This window comes from Amphibacillus cookii, from assembly GCF_016908375.1.
GTDB lineage: Bacteria > Bacillota > Bacilli > Bacillales > Amphibacillaceae > Amphibacillus_C > Amphibacillus_C cookii.
Genome location: NZ_JAFBDS010000012.1, coordinates 1 through 17545, shown reverse-complemented (window position 1 = coordinate 17545; position 17545 = coordinate 1). Strand labels below are relative to the sequence as shown.

19 protein-coding genes are annotated in these 17545 nt (G+C 37.3%); 17 read left to right on the top strand and 2 right to left on the bottom strand.

Annotated features, from left to right (window positions below):
- Nucleotides 1-141 precede the first annotated feature (141 nt).
- The 8 genes from JOE23_RS15680 (at nucleotide 142) to JOE23_RS15645 (ending at nucleotide 6547) form a co-directional block, all read left to right on the top strand.
- A complete protein-coding gene (locus tag JOE23_RS15680) occupies nucleotides 142-966 on the top strand; it encodes a DUF368 domain-containing protein (protein WP_204439895.1) in 825 nt (274 codons plus the stop codon).
- A gap of 22 nt (nucleotides 967-988) precedes the next feature.
- Complete coding sequence (locus JOE23_RS15675) at nucleotides 989-1492, top strand: GNAT family N-acetyltransferase (protein WP_204439893.1); 504 nt, start codon at nucleotides 989-991, stop codon at nucleotides 1490-1492.
- 4 nt (nucleotides 1493-1496) lie between these two features.
- Entirely contained in the window at nucleotides 1497-2195 is a 699-nt protein-coding gene (locus tag JOE23_RS15670; protein WP_204439891.1) for an ABC transporter ATP-binding protein, read from the top strand.
- Nucleotides 2192-3604 carry a hypothetical protein gene (locus JOE23_RS15665; RefSeq protein ID WP_204439889.1) on the top strand — a complete coding sequence of 471 codons (1413 nt, stop codon included), beginning with the start codon at nucleotides 2192-2194 and terminating at the stop codon, nucleotides 3602-3604. Before JOE23_RS15670 ends, JOE23_RS15665 begins: the two co-directional genes overlap by 4 nt.
- 13 nt (nucleotides 3605-3617) lie before the next feature.
- Complete coding sequence (locus tag JOE23_RS15660) at nucleotides 3618-4082, top strand: MarR family winged helix-turn-helix transcriptional regulator (RefSeq protein WP_204439887.1); 465 nt, start codon at nucleotides 3618-3620, stop codon at nucleotides 4080-4082.
- Between the two features lie 780 nt (nucleotides 4083-4862).
- Nucleotides 4863-5105, top strand: a complete 243-nt coding sequence (locus JOE23_RS15655) for a glutaredoxin family protein (RefSeq protein WP_204439885.1) — start codon at nucleotides 4863-4865, stop codon at nucleotides 5103-5105.
- Nucleotides 5106-5175: 70 nt separating this feature from the next.
- Nucleotides 5176-5532 (top strand): YppG family protein, encoded by a 357-nt coding sequence (locus JOE23_RS15650; RefSeq protein ID WP_204439882.1) that lies wholly within the window; start codon nucleotides 5176-5178, stop codon nucleotides 5530-5532.
- Between the two features lie 286 nt (nucleotides 5533-5818).
- Entirely contained in the window at nucleotides 5819-6547 is a 729-nt protein-coding gene (locus JOE23_RS15645) for an alpha/beta hydrolase (RefSeq protein WP_338021931.1), read from the top strand.
- Nucleotides 6548-6779: 232 nt separating this feature from the next.
- Here JOE23_RS15645 and JOE23_RS15640 read toward each other — a convergent pair whose 3' ends face one another.
- Nucleotides 6780-7643, bottom strand: a complete 864-nt coding sequence (locus JOE23_RS15640; RefSeq protein ID WP_204439880.1) for a DegV family protein — start codon at nucleotides 7641-7643, stop codon at nucleotides 6780-6782.
- Between the two features lie 760 nt (nucleotides 7644-8403).
- On the opposite strand from JOE23_RS15640, the gene cshA reads away from it, so the two are divergent.
- Nucleotides 8404-9861, top strand: a complete 1458-nt coding sequence (gene cshA, locus JOE23_RS15635) for a degradosome RNA helicase CshA (RefSeq protein WP_204439878.1) — start codon at nucleotides 8404-8406, stop codon at nucleotides 9859-9861.
- Nucleotides 9862-10018: 157 nt separating this feature from the next.
- On the opposite strand, the gene JOE23_RS15630 is transcribed toward cshA, so the two are convergent.
- A complete protein-coding gene (locus JOE23_RS15630) occupies nucleotides 10019-10789 on the bottom strand; it encodes a rhomboid family intramembrane serine protease (RefSeq protein WP_204439876.1) in 771 nt (256 codons plus the stop codon).
- A 110-nt stretch (nucleotides 10790-10899) separates the two neighbouring features.
- Between JOE23_RS15630 and acpS the strand changes: the two genes are divergently transcribed.
- The 8 genes from acpS to JOE23_RS15590 all read left to right on the top strand — a co-directional run.
- A complete protein-coding gene (gene acpS / locus JOE23_RS15625; protein WP_338021930.1) occupies nucleotides 10900-11274 on the top strand; it encodes a holo-ACP synthase in 375 nt (124 codons plus the stop codon).
- Between the two features lie 114 nt (nucleotides 11275-11388).
- Nucleotides 11389-12903, top strand: coding sequence for an NAD(P)H-hydrate dehydratase (locus tag JOE23_RS15620; protein WP_204439873.1), 1515 nt, complete (start codon nucleotides 11389-11391; stop codon nucleotides 12901-12903).
- Between the two features lie 54 nt (nucleotides 12904-12957).
- Nucleotides 12958-13980, top strand: a complete 1023-nt coding sequence (locus tag JOE23_RS15615) for a LolA family protein (RefSeq protein WP_204439871.1) — start codon at nucleotides 12958-12960, stop codon at nucleotides 13978-13980.
- Nucleotides 13981-14322: 342 nt separating this feature from the next.
- On the top strand, nucleotides 14323-15438 hold the full coding sequence (alr, locus tag JOE23_RS15610) for an alanine racemase (protein ID WP_204439869.1): 1116 nt from the start codon (nucleotides 14323-14325) through the stop codon (nucleotides 15436-15438).
- A 186-nt stretch (nucleotides 15439-15624) separates the two neighbouring features.
- A complete protein-coding gene (locus JOE23_RS15605) occupies nucleotides 15625-15888 on the top strand; it encodes a CopG family ribbon-helix-helix protein (protein WP_033193738.1) in 264 nt (87 codons plus the stop codon).
- A gap of 4 nt (nucleotides 15889-15892) precedes the next feature.
- Entirely contained in the window at nucleotides 15893-16243 is a 351-nt protein-coding gene (locus JOE23_RS15600) for a type II toxin-antitoxin system PemK/MazF family toxin (RefSeq protein ID WP_204439867.1), read from the top strand.
- Nucleotides 16244-16455: 212 nt separating this feature from the next.
- Nucleotides 16456-17325 carry an RsbT co-antagonist protein RsbRA gene (locus JOE23_RS15595; protein ID WP_204439865.1) on the top strand — a complete coding sequence of 290 codons (870 nt, stop codon included), beginning with the start codon at nucleotides 16456-16458 and terminating at the stop codon, nucleotides 17323-17325.
- A gap of 4 nt (nucleotides 17326-17329) precedes the next feature.
- On the top strand, nucleotides 17330-17545 hold a 216-nt coding region (locus JOE23_RS15590), incomplete at its 3' end, for an STAS domain-containing protein (protein ID WP_204439863.1).

Genomic DNA, 17545 nt, shown 5'->3' with positions numbered 1-17545 from the left:
TTATACGCATTTCTTTAGCAATAAGGAAGTAGGGTTATGAATCCCACATGATTTAAAGTATAAAGTGTAGGCGCTTGAATCATGTTTTGATATAATACATAGCAGGTTTAAATTTAATTATAGTCAAAAGGAGAACAATAAATGGAGTGGAGAAATATATATCGCGGTATGATGATGGGGGCAAGTGATGTTGTTCCTGGTGTTAGTGGGGGAACAATTGCACTGGTATTGGGCATTTATGATCAATTGATTGTATCAATTAATGGACTGTTCACTAAAGATTGGAGAAAGCATTTAGGATTTTTAATCCCACTTGGGATCGGTGTTGTTGGTGCAATTTTATTATTGGCACGTGCAATTGAATGGTTATTTGACCATTATCCCAAACCAACCCAATTTGTTTTTCTTGGTTTGATTTTAGGGATTCTTCCTTATTTGTTTAGAAAATCGGAAGCAAAAGTTAATTTTAAGCTAGCTCATTATTTGCTTTTACTTGTGGCAACTATCCTCGCCGCTTCTCTAAATTTTTTACACGGAGATGAAGCGTTTGTAATGACTGAGGTGGATATCACCACTTATTTTTATATGTTTTCATCAGGATTCTTGGCGAGTACAGCCATGATTCTCCCTGGTATTAGTGGTTCATTGATCTTGTTAATCATTGGAACCTATGGCACCGTGATCCATGCAGTTAATGAACTTCATATTGATATTTTAATCGCTGTAGCATTAGGGATTGGACTTGGTATCTTAACGATGAGTAAGATTATCAAATACTTCTTAACGCATTATACACACGCCACCTATGCAACGGTTATTGGTTTAGTCATCGGTTCTATTGTGGTAATTTTCCCTGGCTGGCCGATAACGCGTTTTGAGCTGATCTTGAGTGTAGGTGCTTTCTCGTTAGGGCTTGCGATCGCCTATTTACTTGGGCGGCTGGAATATAAAGAAGTAATAAAATAATGGTTTGAATGGATGTGATAGTTTGATAAGAAAAGCGAACCCAAAAGATATTGAAAATATCATGTCAATCGTTAAATTAGTTGTGGAAGTCATGCATGCGCAAGGTAGTCAGCAGTGGGATGAAGCGTATCCTACTGCTGAAGATTATCAAAGGGATCTAAGTCGTGATGAGCTTTATGTTTTTGAAGAAGAAGGTGTTATACATGGTGTTTGTACGATAAGCAAAAGGGGTCATCAAGAATATCCGTTAATTAATTGGTCAAGCCAACAACCAGCTTTGACTATAAAGCGATTAGCTGTTTCGCCCAGTTATCGGGGCAAAGGTGTAGCTGATCAATTTTTTCAATTCGCTGAAAATTTAGCAAAATCATTAGGAAGGCATTTAAACACAGATACATTTGCACATAATCACTTTGCTCAACGCTTATTTCAGCGTCATGGTTATCAATTTGTTGAAGCTAGACAAGACCCGCGAGACCTGAATGAGCTACATTATTATGAGAAATTATTAAAAGGTGAGGAGTGAAACGATGGCTACTTTTGAATTTGATCATGTCACAGTTTCAATTAGGAAAAACACGATTCTTAATCAGGTTCGCTTTTCTTTGGAGTCTGGAGGCATCACGGCACTAATTGGCCACAATGGTGCAGGGAAATCAACGATTATGAAGGCGATCCTAGGACTGGTGCCAATCGATCAAGGGTCTATTCAATTAGCAGGTGTCAATCAGGTTGATGATGGCTTAGCATTTAAATCCAACCTTTCTTATATACCGGAAGAACCTTTTTTGCTATCAGAATTGACAGTTCAACAACATTTTCAGCTTTATGCAGAGAGCTATCAGATTGATACGGAGGATGCAGAGCGTTTAATTGACTATTACACCCAAGCATTAGAGATTAGTGATAAACGAGATGATTACCCTGAATCCTTATCAAAAGGAATGAGACAAAAGGTGCAAACCATTTGTGCGCTATTACCTAAAGTGAAGCTGATTCTGGTAGATGAACCATTTATGGGATTGGATATATATGCATCAGATTTTTTAATGAAAGAACTTAAACGCAAAGTACAAGAAGAAGACGCAATGGTATTGTTAACGACACATCAATTAGATCGTTTAACCGATTTAACAGATCACTATATTATGCTTCAGCAAGGTGAGATCATTGATCAAGGGAAGATGGAAGACTTTTCTTATTTAAAGCGGAGGTTTGAAGAATCATGACCAAACCTTCAACTTATTCCATATATCGCTACATTAAAAAGAACCAAGCTAAGAAAAAGCGCTATTTAAATCAAATGGTATTTTTAACACTGTTTGATCGCACGTATATGATTTATGTGATTATCTTTGGTTTTTTACTCATGCTTGCTGTTAGAGATATGTTAGCACCATATGATTATGTATTTGAATATATAGAAACACTAATAGAGTCGGGATACGCGGGTTTCCTGTTGTTTGGTATTTTACGACCACTATCACTAAGTTTCACAAGACCGGGTATTATGTTTACGAGTGCTGAATGGTTGTTATCCACACTCCCCTATGATCGAAAAAAATTATGGTGGTTTCAAGTGTTTAATAAGGTGAAGAAATTAGTACTCGTTTGGTTGATCATAACGCTCGTGCTCTATATCGTATCAACACTTTCTAACGGGATCATTCTTACCTTAACTATTGGTCTATTTACTATAGAATGTTTGATGATTATTCCACAATGGCTGATGTTTCAAATGCACTGGTTGCTAAAATTTTTGATCAGTCAAACCATGACTATTATTGTTTTCGGATTGAATTTATTATTTTTCTGGATTGATCTGTCCTTGATTATGCTGTGTATAACGATGTTTATATTAATTTTCATTAATATAAAAGGTTATCATCATATTTTTAAACAAACGAACTGGTCAACGATCATCGATACAAATGATCGCTTGTTATGGAGTAATCCACTGGTGAATTTTGCCTCAAAAGTTAAAATTGAATCCCCTAAGCGAAAGGGGCTTTATGACCAGGTTATTCGCAGTAGCAAATGGCGAAAACCTTTTAATCATAAAAAACGATTACAAATCTACCATCGATTAATCTTTTTCATGTTTAGTAGAGAGAAGGAGCATGTGTTTCAAGCGTTATTTTCTATTCTATTTATTGTGATTATGTTAGGAATACAATCATTTAACCTATACGGCTGGATGGTAGCTATTTTTCTTTATTTGTACAGTCAAATAGGTGCGAGTTTTTTTCAAGTTATTTTCAGTGAAAATATGTTAAATTGCCTACCCTGGCAAATGGATGCCTGGAAACAAGCTTATTTACGTTGGCTAATGCTAGGTTTGATACCTTTCATGCTGTTAATCACAGGTTTGGCTGTTTATTTGGAAATGTCGTGGTTAACCTTAACGACTAGAATAGTTGCCTATAGTCTATCGGGTTATTATTTCTGTTTGGAGTTATTGACCTATCGGGTTAAGCGGTATGTTCAACCTTTAGTTCAATTCTCTCTTTCCTCATTTTTACGACTTGTGTTATTATTTTTTGGCATTGCTTATTCGACACAGTTTCCCATCATTAGCATATTAATTATCATTTATGGAGTAATACGTTATACTTACTATAATTATATCGTGAAGTAGGAGCGGAGTTTATATGGATCAAGAAAGAGAACATTATGAGGAACGAAAGCAAGACCCATCATTAAAATTATTTGTTGTATTGTCAAAAGCGTATCGGTCAGTTGCTGACCAAGTAGCCGCTGATATTCGTAAAAAGGGCTTAAATACGACTGATTTTGGCGTATTAGAGTTATTGTTCCATTCTGGAGCTCAGCCTTTGCAAAAGATTGGGGATAAGATTTTATTAGCAAGTGGTAGTATTACATACGTTGTTGATAAATTAGAAAAGAAACAATACATTAAGCGTGTCCAATGTTCTAATGATCGAAGAATTACTTATGCATCGATAACAGATCAAGGTAAACAATTATTGAATGAGATTTTTCCTGATCATTGGAAACAAATTGAGCAGATCACGGATGGTTTAACTGAAGATGAAAAAAAAGAAGCTATTCATTTGCTGAAAAAACTAGGAACTTACGCTGAATCACTAAAATAACAGGTAGACGTTGAAATCAGTAATTTCGTGCGGTTGGGCTTACTTAGGAAATCACATGAATCCGCGATCGCATGAAGTATCCCCAGTCTTAGTGGAGATAAGCAATGAGTGAGACTTCTGCGAGAATAGGATGAGCTGAAGATCCACTTTAGAAGCGCTCTTAGCTGCTAAAGTTAGCTGAAACCATTCCCGCGAAAAGCGAATCCATTGCTTTTCGGAACGAAATAACGTTCTAAACGTATGAGAAGGTTGAATGACTATTTTCAGTGTGCGAAAGTTGAGTCAATATAATAACCGAACTATAATGGGTGCTTAATCATTATAGTTCGGTTGTTTATCTTTCTAGGACACGTCATTTAGCATCTGAAATATGCGTGGTTCCTGTGGAAACAAATCTTTTCAGTGAGGCGAGCAACCGCCGTCCCAGCGCGAACTAAACAAGCGATCTTTGCTTTACTTAGTAGAAGATTAAACTAAACCCGTCACGTCGTGTGACATCGTCTAACTGACCTGCACTTTAAGGATTAATGTCGTTCCTTAATAAATAAGGGGCACTTGTATAATAAGTCAATGAAAGTAGAATCGATTAAATGAAAGCATCTTGCCCCATAAATGCTGGTAGTATGAAATATTAATCCGAAATCATGTTTAGCCGTCAATGTGAGGGGTATATGAGTAATAGTTTTAATGGGTATTTCAACCTAGGAGAATGGTTGTCGCTTTTAAAGTGCGATTTTGCAGCATGGTCAGTCATCATAGGTAGAGAGGGGTGCAATTGTTATGTCAGTAGAACATATTGTCGTTTATGTCAGTAACCAATGTAAAGAATCAGACAAAGTTATTCGTTTGTTAGAAGAAATGGCGGTTAATTTTGAAAAGAAAAATATAAGTGAGAATAAAGCTTATTTAAAGGAACTTCAACGACTAAACATATATGCGACACCTGCTATCATCATTAACGATAAAAAGGTACTAGGTTTTCAAAAGAGAAAAATTGAACAATTAATTTATCAATGCAAATAGAACATGAACGATTAAATCGCAAATCGCATATACTATTTTAGCTCAGATTATTGAATAGGGGTGTTTTCTAATGCGATCAAGACGTTCAGAGTATCCGCCAAGTTATCGTGTGCCATACTATAACTATCCACAACCTGTTCAACCGAAGGGGTTTCCGCCCCAAATATCAGGCAATCAGCAATCATTTCCACCGTTCTTAAATACACCTTATCATGCACATGGTAATTGGCCGATTCCACATCAAGGTGCGGCGATGGAACAGCCACAACCACAACCGAATAAGGGGGTTATGGGATATTTTCAAAATAATGAAGGACAATTAGATTTTGATAAAGTATTGAACACAGCTGGCCAAGTAGCTAATACTTATCAACAATTCACACCGATTGTTAAAGGTATTGGTTCATTTTTTAAAGGGGTAAAATAAAGACATAGTCTTGTCATCAAATGGCAAGACTATTGTTATACATTCATGTTTTAGCACAGATAACCGTCCGTAAACCCCCCCTCTTAAAATAGAGAGTAGAGCAAATCAATTGAGGTGGTTAATAACGGACGCTAATGTCCTGATGCACTTAACTAGCAATCAGTGGGTGGGTAAGCTCGTAGAGCCACGTCTGCATGACCTACGTCTTGTAGCCCTTCGCCCACTGATTGAAGGTTCATTGTATATAAGATGGGCAAACGAAAATCATACGAAGAGCTAAGAAAGGGTGAGCGCTATTATTGGATGTTTATGTATACATGGATTTACTGGTGGCCCTCACGAGATCGAGCCATTAACTAATTATTTAAGTGAACAAACGGATTGGTTGTTAAGTGTGCCAACGCTACCAGGTCATGGTATGAATCTGCAATTAAACACTGTTACTTATAGTGATTGGTTAGATGCAGCTGAACAAGCCTATCAAGAACTGGCTAAAAAGGCAACTAAAATCTTTGTGATTGGTTTTTCGATGGGTGGGATGATTGCTGGTTATCTAGCTGCAAAGTATCAAGTCGATCGTTTGGTCATGTTATCGCCATCTAGGAAATATCTAAGTTTAATTAAAATGACAGTGGAAGCGAGTCAAGTGATAAAAGATCGTGTTACGGGAGAAATTGAAGATAATTTTACTTATCAACAATTTAAGCATAAAAGAGGTGCGATTCCACCTCGAGCTTATGTTGAGTTTTTAAAATGTATGCGTGCGACGCGGGATTCACTTCAAGAGATAAACTGCCCTGTTCTTGTTTTACAGGGGATACAAGACGGCGTTGTTCCTTATAAAACAACACATTATTTAAATAAGGAAATTCCCGTTGACATTGACGTGATTTATTATGCGGATTCAAAACATTTAATCTGTTTAGGTGATGATAAGGATATTGTTATTAATGCTGTCTTTAGCTATTTAATGCGTGAAGTTTGTGAGGTGGAAAATAACAGATCCGCCTTTTAAATCAATCTATATAGGCGGGTGATAACGGACGCTCATGTCCTGATTCACTCAACGAACCTGCAACCAGTGGGAGGGTAAGATCGTAGACTAAAACCGCCACGTCTTTAAGAAGGATTACAGACTAAGATCGCCACGTCCTGTGGCAACGTCTGCATAACCTACATCCTGTAGGCCCACGTCTGCAAGATCTACGTCCTGTAGCCTACCGTTCACTGATTGCAGGTTTGTTTTATCATTTGCGTGGTTGATCACTAAAAAAAGACATAACGATAGCACCTTGACCCGCATGGGCAGATATAACCGGACCTGTTTCTGCAGTAAGTATGTTCTCAAATGAATAGTCTTGTTCTATTGTTGTTATAAATTCATCTAATCGTTCTTGAGCATGGCAATGTGTTAACACCAAATTGTTGCGTGATGTATCTGAAATATGTGCGCCGATGGTTTCAATAAATCGTCTGGTTGCTTTTTTATGGCCACGCACTTTTTCTAGTACTTCTATCTTTCCTTCAGAACTTGCATGTAAAATCAGCTTAACATTCAAAGTTTTAGCAACAGCACCTTTAACTTTATCTAAACGTCCACCACGGATTAAGTTATCTAAAGTTTTCAAAACAAATATAGTATGCAAATGTTTAATTCGTTGTTCGATATGGGTAATAATATTAGTAAAAGATAGGCCCTCGTTTATCTTTTTTATCGCTTCATTTATTAATAGAATCATGCCCGTGGATGCTGATTTGGTATTAATAATAGCAATTTCTCGGTCAGGCTCTTCTTCTAACAGCATATTTTTACCCATTTCGGCATGATGATAAGCACTACTTACACCGGCTGATATACTAAAATGGATAATTGATTGATCTGCTGGTATTTCTTTAAAGGCCTGGTAATATTCATGAGGTCCAGGTGCTGATGAGCTTGGGAAGCGCTTGCTTTCTTCGAGTTTTTCTAAAAAAGCAGCAGTAGATAGTTGCTCTGATCGGTATTGTTGATCACCAAAATGAACAAATAAAGGGGTTACTTTAATTTGCCATTTTTCCTGCATTGATTTTGATAGATCGGCGCCACTGTCTGTTATGATTTGTATAGTCATTTTGTCACCTATTCTTTTTAAATATGTAGAATTTCTAAAATGATTTACATCGTATCGATTCATTATGAATTAAATATCTGTCTTTAATAGTAATGATTTAAGTATATTTTTGCAAGTAAGAAGGCAAGATAATAACAAAGATGCGCCAATAAATTAAATAGGAAGAGATGACAATGAATTAAACAGCGTTACGTTGCTATCGACAGTTAATTTTAAAACCCATAGAGCTGATTTTTATAGTAATGATCCTGATTAATGGATGAATGCATTTTAATTTTGTAAAGGTATTTTAACTCCCGTTAAGGAGGATTAAACACAGCGCTAGAATAAATTGCAATAGTGTGTTAAGATATAATAATCCATTGAATGCTCGTAAGTAAGCCTCTTCCATATGTGTGGAGGAAGGCTTTTTTCACGTTAATAGTAGCTAGAGTTCGGGGCGGTTTTAATTAGTTAATTGCTTTAGAGTTGACTAATTTTCCATATGAACTTTGGTGAATAAAGAATGCAATAGGCAATATCGTTAAACAATAGGTGTTTGAATTGAGCTATCAATAGTTAGGACGTTTGATAATGAAACGGACGGAAAAAAACGCCTATGTTGCAAAATAGCCAATTCTTTTATTGATTATAAGTTAAGAAAATGAAGTTTTACATCAAGTCAAAATGTTGAACTTTATCTACTAAAGTATAGGTCAAATAATTAACGTGTCGGCGCGTGCACGATGAGATTTAACAGAAAAAGGAGTTTGAATAGAAATTGACAACATTTCAATCACTAGGTATTTCAGAACCAATCATGAAAGCATTACAGAAAATGGGATTTGAAGAAGCAACCCCGATTCAAGAACAAACCATTCCGTTGGGGTTAAACGGAAAAGACGTTATTGGTCAAGCGCAAACAGGTACAGGGAAGACGGCTGCATTTGGAATTCCAATGATCGAGAAAATTGATAAAAACCAACGCAAAATACAAGGTTTAGTTGTTGCACCGACACGTGAATTGGCGATTCAAGTATCAGAGGAGCTTCATCGTCTTGCCAAATTTAAGGGTGTCCGTACGTTACCTGTCTACGGTGGACAACATATGGATCGCCAAATTCGCGCATTGAAAGAAGGTCCTCATATCGTTGTTGCGACACCAGGACGTTTACTTGATCATATCCGTCGTAAAACGATTAACATCAGTCAAGTCCATACGGCTGTTTTGGATGAGGCAGATGAAATGTTAAATATGGGTTTTATTGATGATATTCGCGATATTTTAAAAGCTATTCCGGAAGAGCGCCAAACATTGTTGTTCTCAGCAACCATGCCAAAAGAAATCCGTAATATTGCAGCAACTTTAATGCGTACGCCAGAAGAAGTTAAAGTAAAAGCAAAAGAAATGACGGTTTCAAACATTGATCAAAACTTTATCGAGGTACATGAAAAGCAAAAGTTTGATTCACTAACCAATTTATTAGATATTCATGTCCCTGAGTTAGCTATCATCTTTGGTAGAACGAAAAAGCGTGTTGATGAACTAACAGAAGGCTTGCAAGCACGTGGCTTTCGGGCAGAAGGTATCCATGGTGATTTAACTCAAGGTAAACGGATGAGTGTATTAAATAAATTTAAAAGTAGCAGAATCGAAATCTTAGTAGCAACAGATGTTGCTGCACGTGGTTTGGATATTTCAGGTGTGTCACATGTTTATAACTTTGATATTCCTCAAGATCCAGAAAGCTATGTGCATCGAATTGGTCGGACGGGTCGTGCTGGCCGGACAGGTGTTGCCATTTCATTTATTACACCTAGAGAAATGTCACATTTACACCTTATTGAGAAGGTAACAAAGAGTAAAATGAAACGTATGCAAGCACCAAGTTATGATGAAGCACGTCGTGGACAACAACAAATAACAGTAGAAAAGCTAACGCGTACGATTGAAAAAGCGCAGTTGGAGGAGTACCGTGAGACCGCTAGTGAATTATTAGAAGAACATGATTCCGTAACGATCATAGCAGCGGCGCTTAAATTGATGACTAAGGAACGTCGTCATACACCGGTAACACTCTCTTCGGTTCAACCCGTTAGTGTCAAGCGTTCAAAAAATAAAAACGATAACCGTAAGAATTATCGTGGAAAAGGCGATCAAAAGCGTCAATTCTCAAGAAAAGGTAAACCACAAGGACGTAATCGTAAATTCCAAAATAAGCGTGGTTCAAACTCATAAGCGATAATTAATAGTGATAAAATATAAAAAGACCATTTCAACAGAAGTTAACAGCGTTAACTTTGAAGAAATGGTCTTTTTGCATGCGAAACTGACAAAAACATTGATTCTTTTGTTTTTTACTTGTGATCACTTTCAAAATTAGACACGATAGCGGCTATAATATTAATCCACTTAACACACCTAACACGGCTAAGATCACGATAATCCACCAAATCAAAGCACTAACATTAGGGTTAACTCGAAACCGTCTTTTTTTCCAGCGGTTAGGGTCAAACTGCATACTACTATCTTTAATAACACGTCTGCGATTGTGCCAAGGTGAGAACGTTCGCACACGATTTAAGACGATCGGGCCAAGTGCAAATCCACCGATAAAGCCAAACAAATGGGCGGCTTCATTAATCCCTGGCCTAAGAAAAGTCATAACTAAACCAATCAAACTAAAAATGATAATAATTTGCTTACTGGCAGGGTCAATTAAATCTTGACGGAAAAAACTCATATAAATGAAAAGTCCGAGTAACCCATATACGGCACCAGACGCACCAAGGTGCTGGATATGGCTGTCTGTATTGACAAGGTAAGTGAAGACATTTCCCATGATCCCAGTAAACAAATAAACCGAAATAAACTTAAATTTACCAAGCATTTGTTCAAGTACAGGACCAAAAATGACTAAAGAAAAAGAATTAAACAGTACATGCGTAAAACCAAAAGGGTCATGTAAAAATATCGGTGTAACGAGACGCCAATATTGACCTAACCCAACTAAAATATTCGAACCAACTCCCCATACATAAATGGTATTTCCAAGTGTCGTATGAAAGAACATCAATAGCCAAATCATCATTTGCAGTCCAACTATAAATGAGACGACTGGATAAAAGCGAATAAAATCTTTAAATGACTCGTTACGAAAGAACATATCTAATCTCCTTATTCATATCTTTAATTAGAATCATACTTTAAAGCGGTCTGTTTTGACAAATCATATCATTATCAATCCGTCTATATTATACTGTAGAAAAGGATGGAATGAAAAAAGGTGATATGATGATAGTCGGTACAGGTATTGATATAATTGAGCTTGAACGGATGCGCGCATTGATAGAGCGTAATCCGCGAATTGTTGAGAAAATATTGACATTAGATGAGCAACTCATATACAAGCAAAAGCTTACACGATCGCAGCAATGTGAGTTTTTGGCAGGACGTTTTGCAGGTAAAGAAGCTTTTGTAAAAGCATATGGCACAGGGATTGGTAAAGTGCGTTTTCACGATCTTAGTATTTTACCTGAAGTTAATGGTCAACCCAAAATTCTTTTTAAACAACCGCATCATTTCAAGAGTCATATATCGATTTCACACAGTCAAGCCTATGCAGTTGCTCAGGTTATTTTAGAAACATAAAACGCCCCTTCAATCCGTGGGCGTTTTACGGACGGTTATCTGTGATAAACGAAGTCGGTCGGCATAATTAAACGGACAAACTCATATAGTGTAGTGCGGGTAGGAGGGACCAAAATGAATAGTGTAACCGCAGAGGAAATGTACGAAATTGATCGAAAAGCTGTGGAGGATTATCGAATACCTGGAGAGCTTTTAATGGAAAATGCTGGACGAGCTATTGTTAATCAATTGTTTGACCAGCTATTTCTAGAGATGAAGATCGTTGTATTAGTGGGTAGTGGAAATAATGGTGGAGATGGCTTCGTAGTCGCGCGAACACTACTTAATTGTGGTTATCATGTTGATGTTGTCCAAACTGTAGCTAATGATCGAATAAAAGGTGATGCTGCTAAGCATAAAGATCGATTGCTTTGTTTTGATTGTCCGATCCATATTGTAGATGATCAACAAGCTTACCAAGCGATTATTGATGAGGCGGATCTTGTAGTTGATGCAATGTTAGGCATTGGCTTCAAAGGCCCGCTAACAGATCCATATCGAAAGCTAATTAATCAAATCAATCAAGGAGAAGCCAAGGTTGTTGCTATTGATTTACCTAGTGGTGTGCCTGCTCAATCCGATGCTTTTGATCCATTTGCTGTACAAGCAGATGTGACGATTTGCATTGAAGCACCTAAACCGAGCGCGTTTATCGAGAAGTATGCAGGCTATTATGGCGCCTGGAAAGTGGTGGAGATCGGCATACCTAAAGCACTAATCACGGCTAGCTCCAAACAAGTTTGGACGTTGGATAAGGTGAACAAAACGTTACCAAAACGAGCAAAGCATGGACACAAAGGCAGTTATGGGAAAGGCTTGGTTATTGGGGGTTCTAAAGAGATGCCTGGTTCGGTTCGCTTAACCGCAAAGGCAGCCCTTCGTGGGGGTTCAGGATTAGTTACTGTTGCGACCTCTAAAGAAGCTTTGCCTATTATAGCCAATGACTTAACGGAGGCTACCTTTGAACAATGTCCTGTAGAAAACGACGTATCTGAAACTGACGTTCAAGGTTTAGCAGATAGATTTGATGCATTGGTTATTGGGATGGGAATGGGGCGTTCTGAACAGACGTCACAGCTTATACAAGCTATGGTAAAAACCAATAAACCGCTAATTATTGATGCAGATGGGTTATACTTTGTAAAAGATTTACTAGATGATTTAAAAAAACGATCTTCACCAACCATTTTGACGCCTCATCCAGGTGAGATGGCTATGTTACTTAATCAAACCATAGAGGATGTTAAAGCAGATCCCTTTCAAATCGCTGAAAAATTTTCAAAAAGATATCAAGTGTATTTAGTACTTAAAGGACCATATACCATTATAACTGATCCTTTTGGGTGTCAAATCATTAATACTTCAGGTAATCCGGGTTTAGCTAAAGGAGGTAGTGGAGATTGTCTTGCCGGTATTATTTTAGCACAATTGATGCAAAAGCAATCTCTTTTAAATGGCTTAGCCAATGCTTGTTATATACACGGGCTTGCCGCAGACATAGCTATTAATGAGCGCCATTCTACCATGGATTTGTTGGCGACGGATATTATTGATTATCTTCCTCAAGCATTTCGTACATGTTTAGCTTAAAAAGCGGTTCATTCATTCCCTTTTTCTCTGACTAGAGTTAAAGGAGCTGAAATGATGAACAGAGTGATCAGGATGGGACTTATCCTTCTATCAATCTTCATTATATCGGGTTGTGGTGAAGCTTCACAAGAGAAAGTAACAGCAGATATGGAGAAAACGATTAATGAGTTAACAAGCTATCAAACAAAGGCAACGATGGAGATGTTAACAGGCGAGACAACCCAACACTATGAAATTGATTTGGCTTATCAAGCGGGCGATTATTATCGCGTCCTCATGCATAATCAAGAAGATGAAGAAGGTAGTCAAATTATCTTAAAAAATGATGATGGTGTTTTTGTTTTAACACCAGCTTTAGATAAGAGTTTCAGATTCCAAAGTGATTGGCCATCGAATACGAGTCAACCGTATTTGTATCATTCGCTTGTATCAGATGTCCTTAATGATAATCAAGCAGAATTCACGGTAACAGATCAATATTATGTATTTAAAACACAAACGAACTATCAACACAATCAAGCATTGCCTACACAAGAAATATATTTTGATCAAAAAACATTAACACCTTATTTAGTGAAAATTTATGATGGTGACCACAATGTTGTTGTAGAAGTTACATTTGAACCGTTTGAATTAGGGGTGGAATTTGAAGCGGACTTCTTTGAAGTAGATGCAAATTTGACGAGTAGCTTATTCAGTCTTCCTGTAAGTGCTCTGGAAGGTCAAATTGAAAAAGCAGACTTTTCTATTCGTTATCCAAACATTTTACATGGAAGTGAGCTTGTCGATACGGCAGAATTTGATTTAGAAGAAGGTCGTCGAGTGGTTTTATCTTATCAAGGCGAGAAAGACTTTACGATTGTTCAAGAAGTAACCACAACGGCGATGGTAGCAGTTCGTGAACCAGAAGTGTCATCAGGTGCGCCAGTTCATATTGGAAATACTATTGGTGCAGTGACTGATCAATCTTTGATGTGGTCAGAACAAGGTGTTGATTTTTATCTTGCGAGTGAGCAATTAACCCAAAGTGAAATGATCGAAGTCGCTCAATCAATGGACACGCAAATGGAAAAGTGATGATTAAACTGAAAGCAGAGACCATTATGGATCTGCTTTTATTTTTGTCTAGGATTACAAACTGCCATTTGCGATCAACAATCGCTAAAATAAAACGAACATTAGCCGCCGTTAGCAACCACATAAATGGTTTTCCTTAAGATGGACAATTTACGGACGGTTATCTGTGATAAATTATGTAACAATGGGTGCACGCTGTCTAACATTGATCGCGGCATACTTAAAAACGAAGGTTAGAAGTCGTGAACGAAGTAGTTTGCCTTCTGTTGACACGTTGGATTGAACAGACGATAATGAATGAATAACACGATTTACAATAAGATGATGTTGGGGGAAGAGATGATGGAGCCATCCGTTTATCGTCAATCATGGCTTTCGATTGATTTATCGGCTATAAAAAATAATATCAAGCAATTAAGACAACAATTAGCTAATCGTACAGAGATCATTGCTGTAGTCAAAGCTAACGGTTATGGACATGGAGATGTTCAAGTTGCTCAAGCAGCTATAGAGGCAGGGGCAACGTGTTTAGCCGTTGCTCTTTTAGAAGAAGCGGTAAAATTAAGAAAAGCAGGCATCAATGTGCCTATTCTTGTAATGGGATGGGTCTCACCTACCCATGCTTCAGTCGCTGTCGCTTATGATATTACATTAACAATCTTTCAAACGAGTTGGTTGGAAGCTTATTATGATCAAAACTTACAGAAACCTTTATCGGTCCACATCAAATTAGACACTGGTATGGGGCGATTGGGCATTCGTACCGCTAAGGAACTCGTCACGTTTATTGAAAAAATTGATCGTCAAGCGATTCATGTTACAGGCGTGTTTACGCATTTTGCTACAGCTGATGAGCAAGAGTTGGATTACTATCAATTACAAAACCAGCGTTTCGAAAAGCAGTTAGCATTGCTAAAGCTACATTATCCTGAGGAGCTCGTTATACATACCGGTAATAGTGCAGCTGGGATGCGTCATAGTGCTGACATGTTTGATGCCGTGCGTTTTGGTATTGGTATGTACGGTCTTTACCCTTCGATGTACATGAAAAAAACCCCTCCGTTCGTGCTCTATCCAGCTCTAACATTACAGACGCAGTTAACACATGTTAAGCAACTTGATCCTGGAGAGGGTGTCAGTTATGGTGTTACTTATCGCACAAAGGGGAAAGAATGGATTGGAACTTTACCGATCGGTTATGCTGATGGGATTCAACGTAAATGGCAAGGATTAGACGTGTTGGTGGATGGTAAAAGAATGCCTTTGGTCGGGCGTGTTTGTATGGACCAATGTATGGTTAAACTAGATCGTGCATATCCTATTGGTACGGAAGTCACGTTTATTGGTAAACAAGGAAACGAACAAATAAGTCTGGAAGAAGTGGCCGAGCACTTGGGAACAATCAATTATGAGGTGAGTTGCTTGTTCACGTCAAGATTACCTCGATATTATAACTAAAAATTAAATAAAATTTCTAGCGTAGGAAAAAGTAAGTTTGCTTTATTTAACAATATTTAACTATTCTTAAAATAATTCAGAAAACTAGTAAATATGCCTTTGCAAGTGGGTTTGACAATGATATGATAAAAGGGACGAAAATAATGGGCTGTAATTGTGGTGGAGGTGTAAGGTTTGTCAGCTAACATGCAAGAAATTGTTGTGCGTTTACCAGAAAACCTATTAAATGAGGTGGATGGTCTCATGAAAGAAGAAGAAAGTAACTTAAATGATATCATTATTCAAGCAACAGAATCTTACGTGCAAGAGAGAAAAGAGCAACATATCCGTGAATCCATGCAAAGAGGTTATATGGAAATGGCCAAGATTAATTTAAATATCGCTTCAGAATCTTTTTTAGCTGAAGAGGAGGCAGAAATTACCCTAGAGCGCTTAGTGAGCGGGGTGTGATGCTTTGATCGTTAAAAGAGGCGAAGTTTATTTCGCTGATCTTTCTCCAGTTGTTGGCTCAGAACAAGGAGGGGTTCGGCCGGTATTGGTTATTCAAAATAATATTGGCAACCGCTTTAGTCCAACTGTTATCGTTGCTGCTATTACTGCCCAAATTCAAAAGGCGAAATTACCAACGCATGTTGAAATAAAGGCAGAAAAATATGGGTTTGAGAGAGATTCAGTTATTTTACTGGAACAGATTCGAACGATTGATAAGCAACGGTTGACAGATAAAATCACCCAACTAGATGTTCAAATGATGGACAAAATTGACAAAGCCTTAGAGATTAGCCTAGGCTTAGCAAATATTTGAAAATGTAACATTAATTATAAGAAGCGCTTGTCAATTGCTTAGACAAGTGCTTTTGTTGTATTTGCATATAGGTTAGATGATTTAGATGATCTCGAGGGGATCAGAGTAGTAATTTGTTGTTTAAAATGATAAATTAAGAGGTATACATAACGAAATTTGTATTTAATTAAAGACATTCATATCGAAAAAAAATGAAAAAGGTGGTCATTATTTTGCCGAAACGTGTTAATAAAATAATTATGGAAAATAGTGATGTGATTATTAAGAACTGGTTAGAGATTGTTTCTGAGAAACGAAAGAATGATTATACGTCAACGATCTCAGAGGAATTGTTTCAAAGTACGAATAGGGAATTTGTCAATGTTATTTTTAATAGTTTAGATGAGCAAGGGTTAACGAAAGATTTAGAAGATTTTTCTGAAAGGCTTGTTAATTTAGGCTGGCCGTTATCTTATTTGACGGATGGTTTACAAACTTTTCGTCGTGTTGTCATCGATTTTATACTTGCGCAAAGCGAGAAGATTGATACGGATTTTTTCTCGATCATCTTGGATAGAGTTGATAGTTGGGTTGATCCCATTATAAATAAGTTAGTCAATGAATATTCAGGGAGCTGGGAACATACAGTCTCCCTTCAGCGTGTGGCGCTACAAGAATTATCTGCACCGCTTATTCCGGTGATGCGCAATATAACAATTATGCCATTAATTGGAACGATTGACACCGAGCGAGCTAAATTAATTATGGAGAATTTATTAGAGGGCGTGATTAAACATAATTCCGAAGTCGTATTAATTGATATTACCGGCGTACCTGTCGTTGATACAATGGTTGCCCACCATATTATTCAAGCTGCAGAAGCTGTCCGACTCATTGGTTCGACTTGTATATTAGTTGGTATTCGTCCTGAAATTGCTCAAACGATTGTCAACTTAGGGATTGATCTTGGTAAATTCCCTACTAAGTCTTCGTTAAGAAAGGGTTTTGAAACAGCGTTAGCATTAACGGGAAGATCAATCATTAAAGAGAAAGATCAAAGTAAGGAAGTGCAAGAAATCATTGAATCATTAGAAAAGGAGTGATGATATGCGTATCCCAATTTTAAAGCTCCATAATTATTTACTTATTTCCATACAAATTGATTTAGATGATCAAACCGCTATTCAATTTCAAGAGGATTTATTAAATAAAATTCATAAAAGTGGAGCGACAGGTGTCGTCATTGATCTAACCTCTGTCGATATCATTGATTCTTTTATCGCGAAAGTCCTTGGTGATGTCGTAACAATGTCTGATTTGATG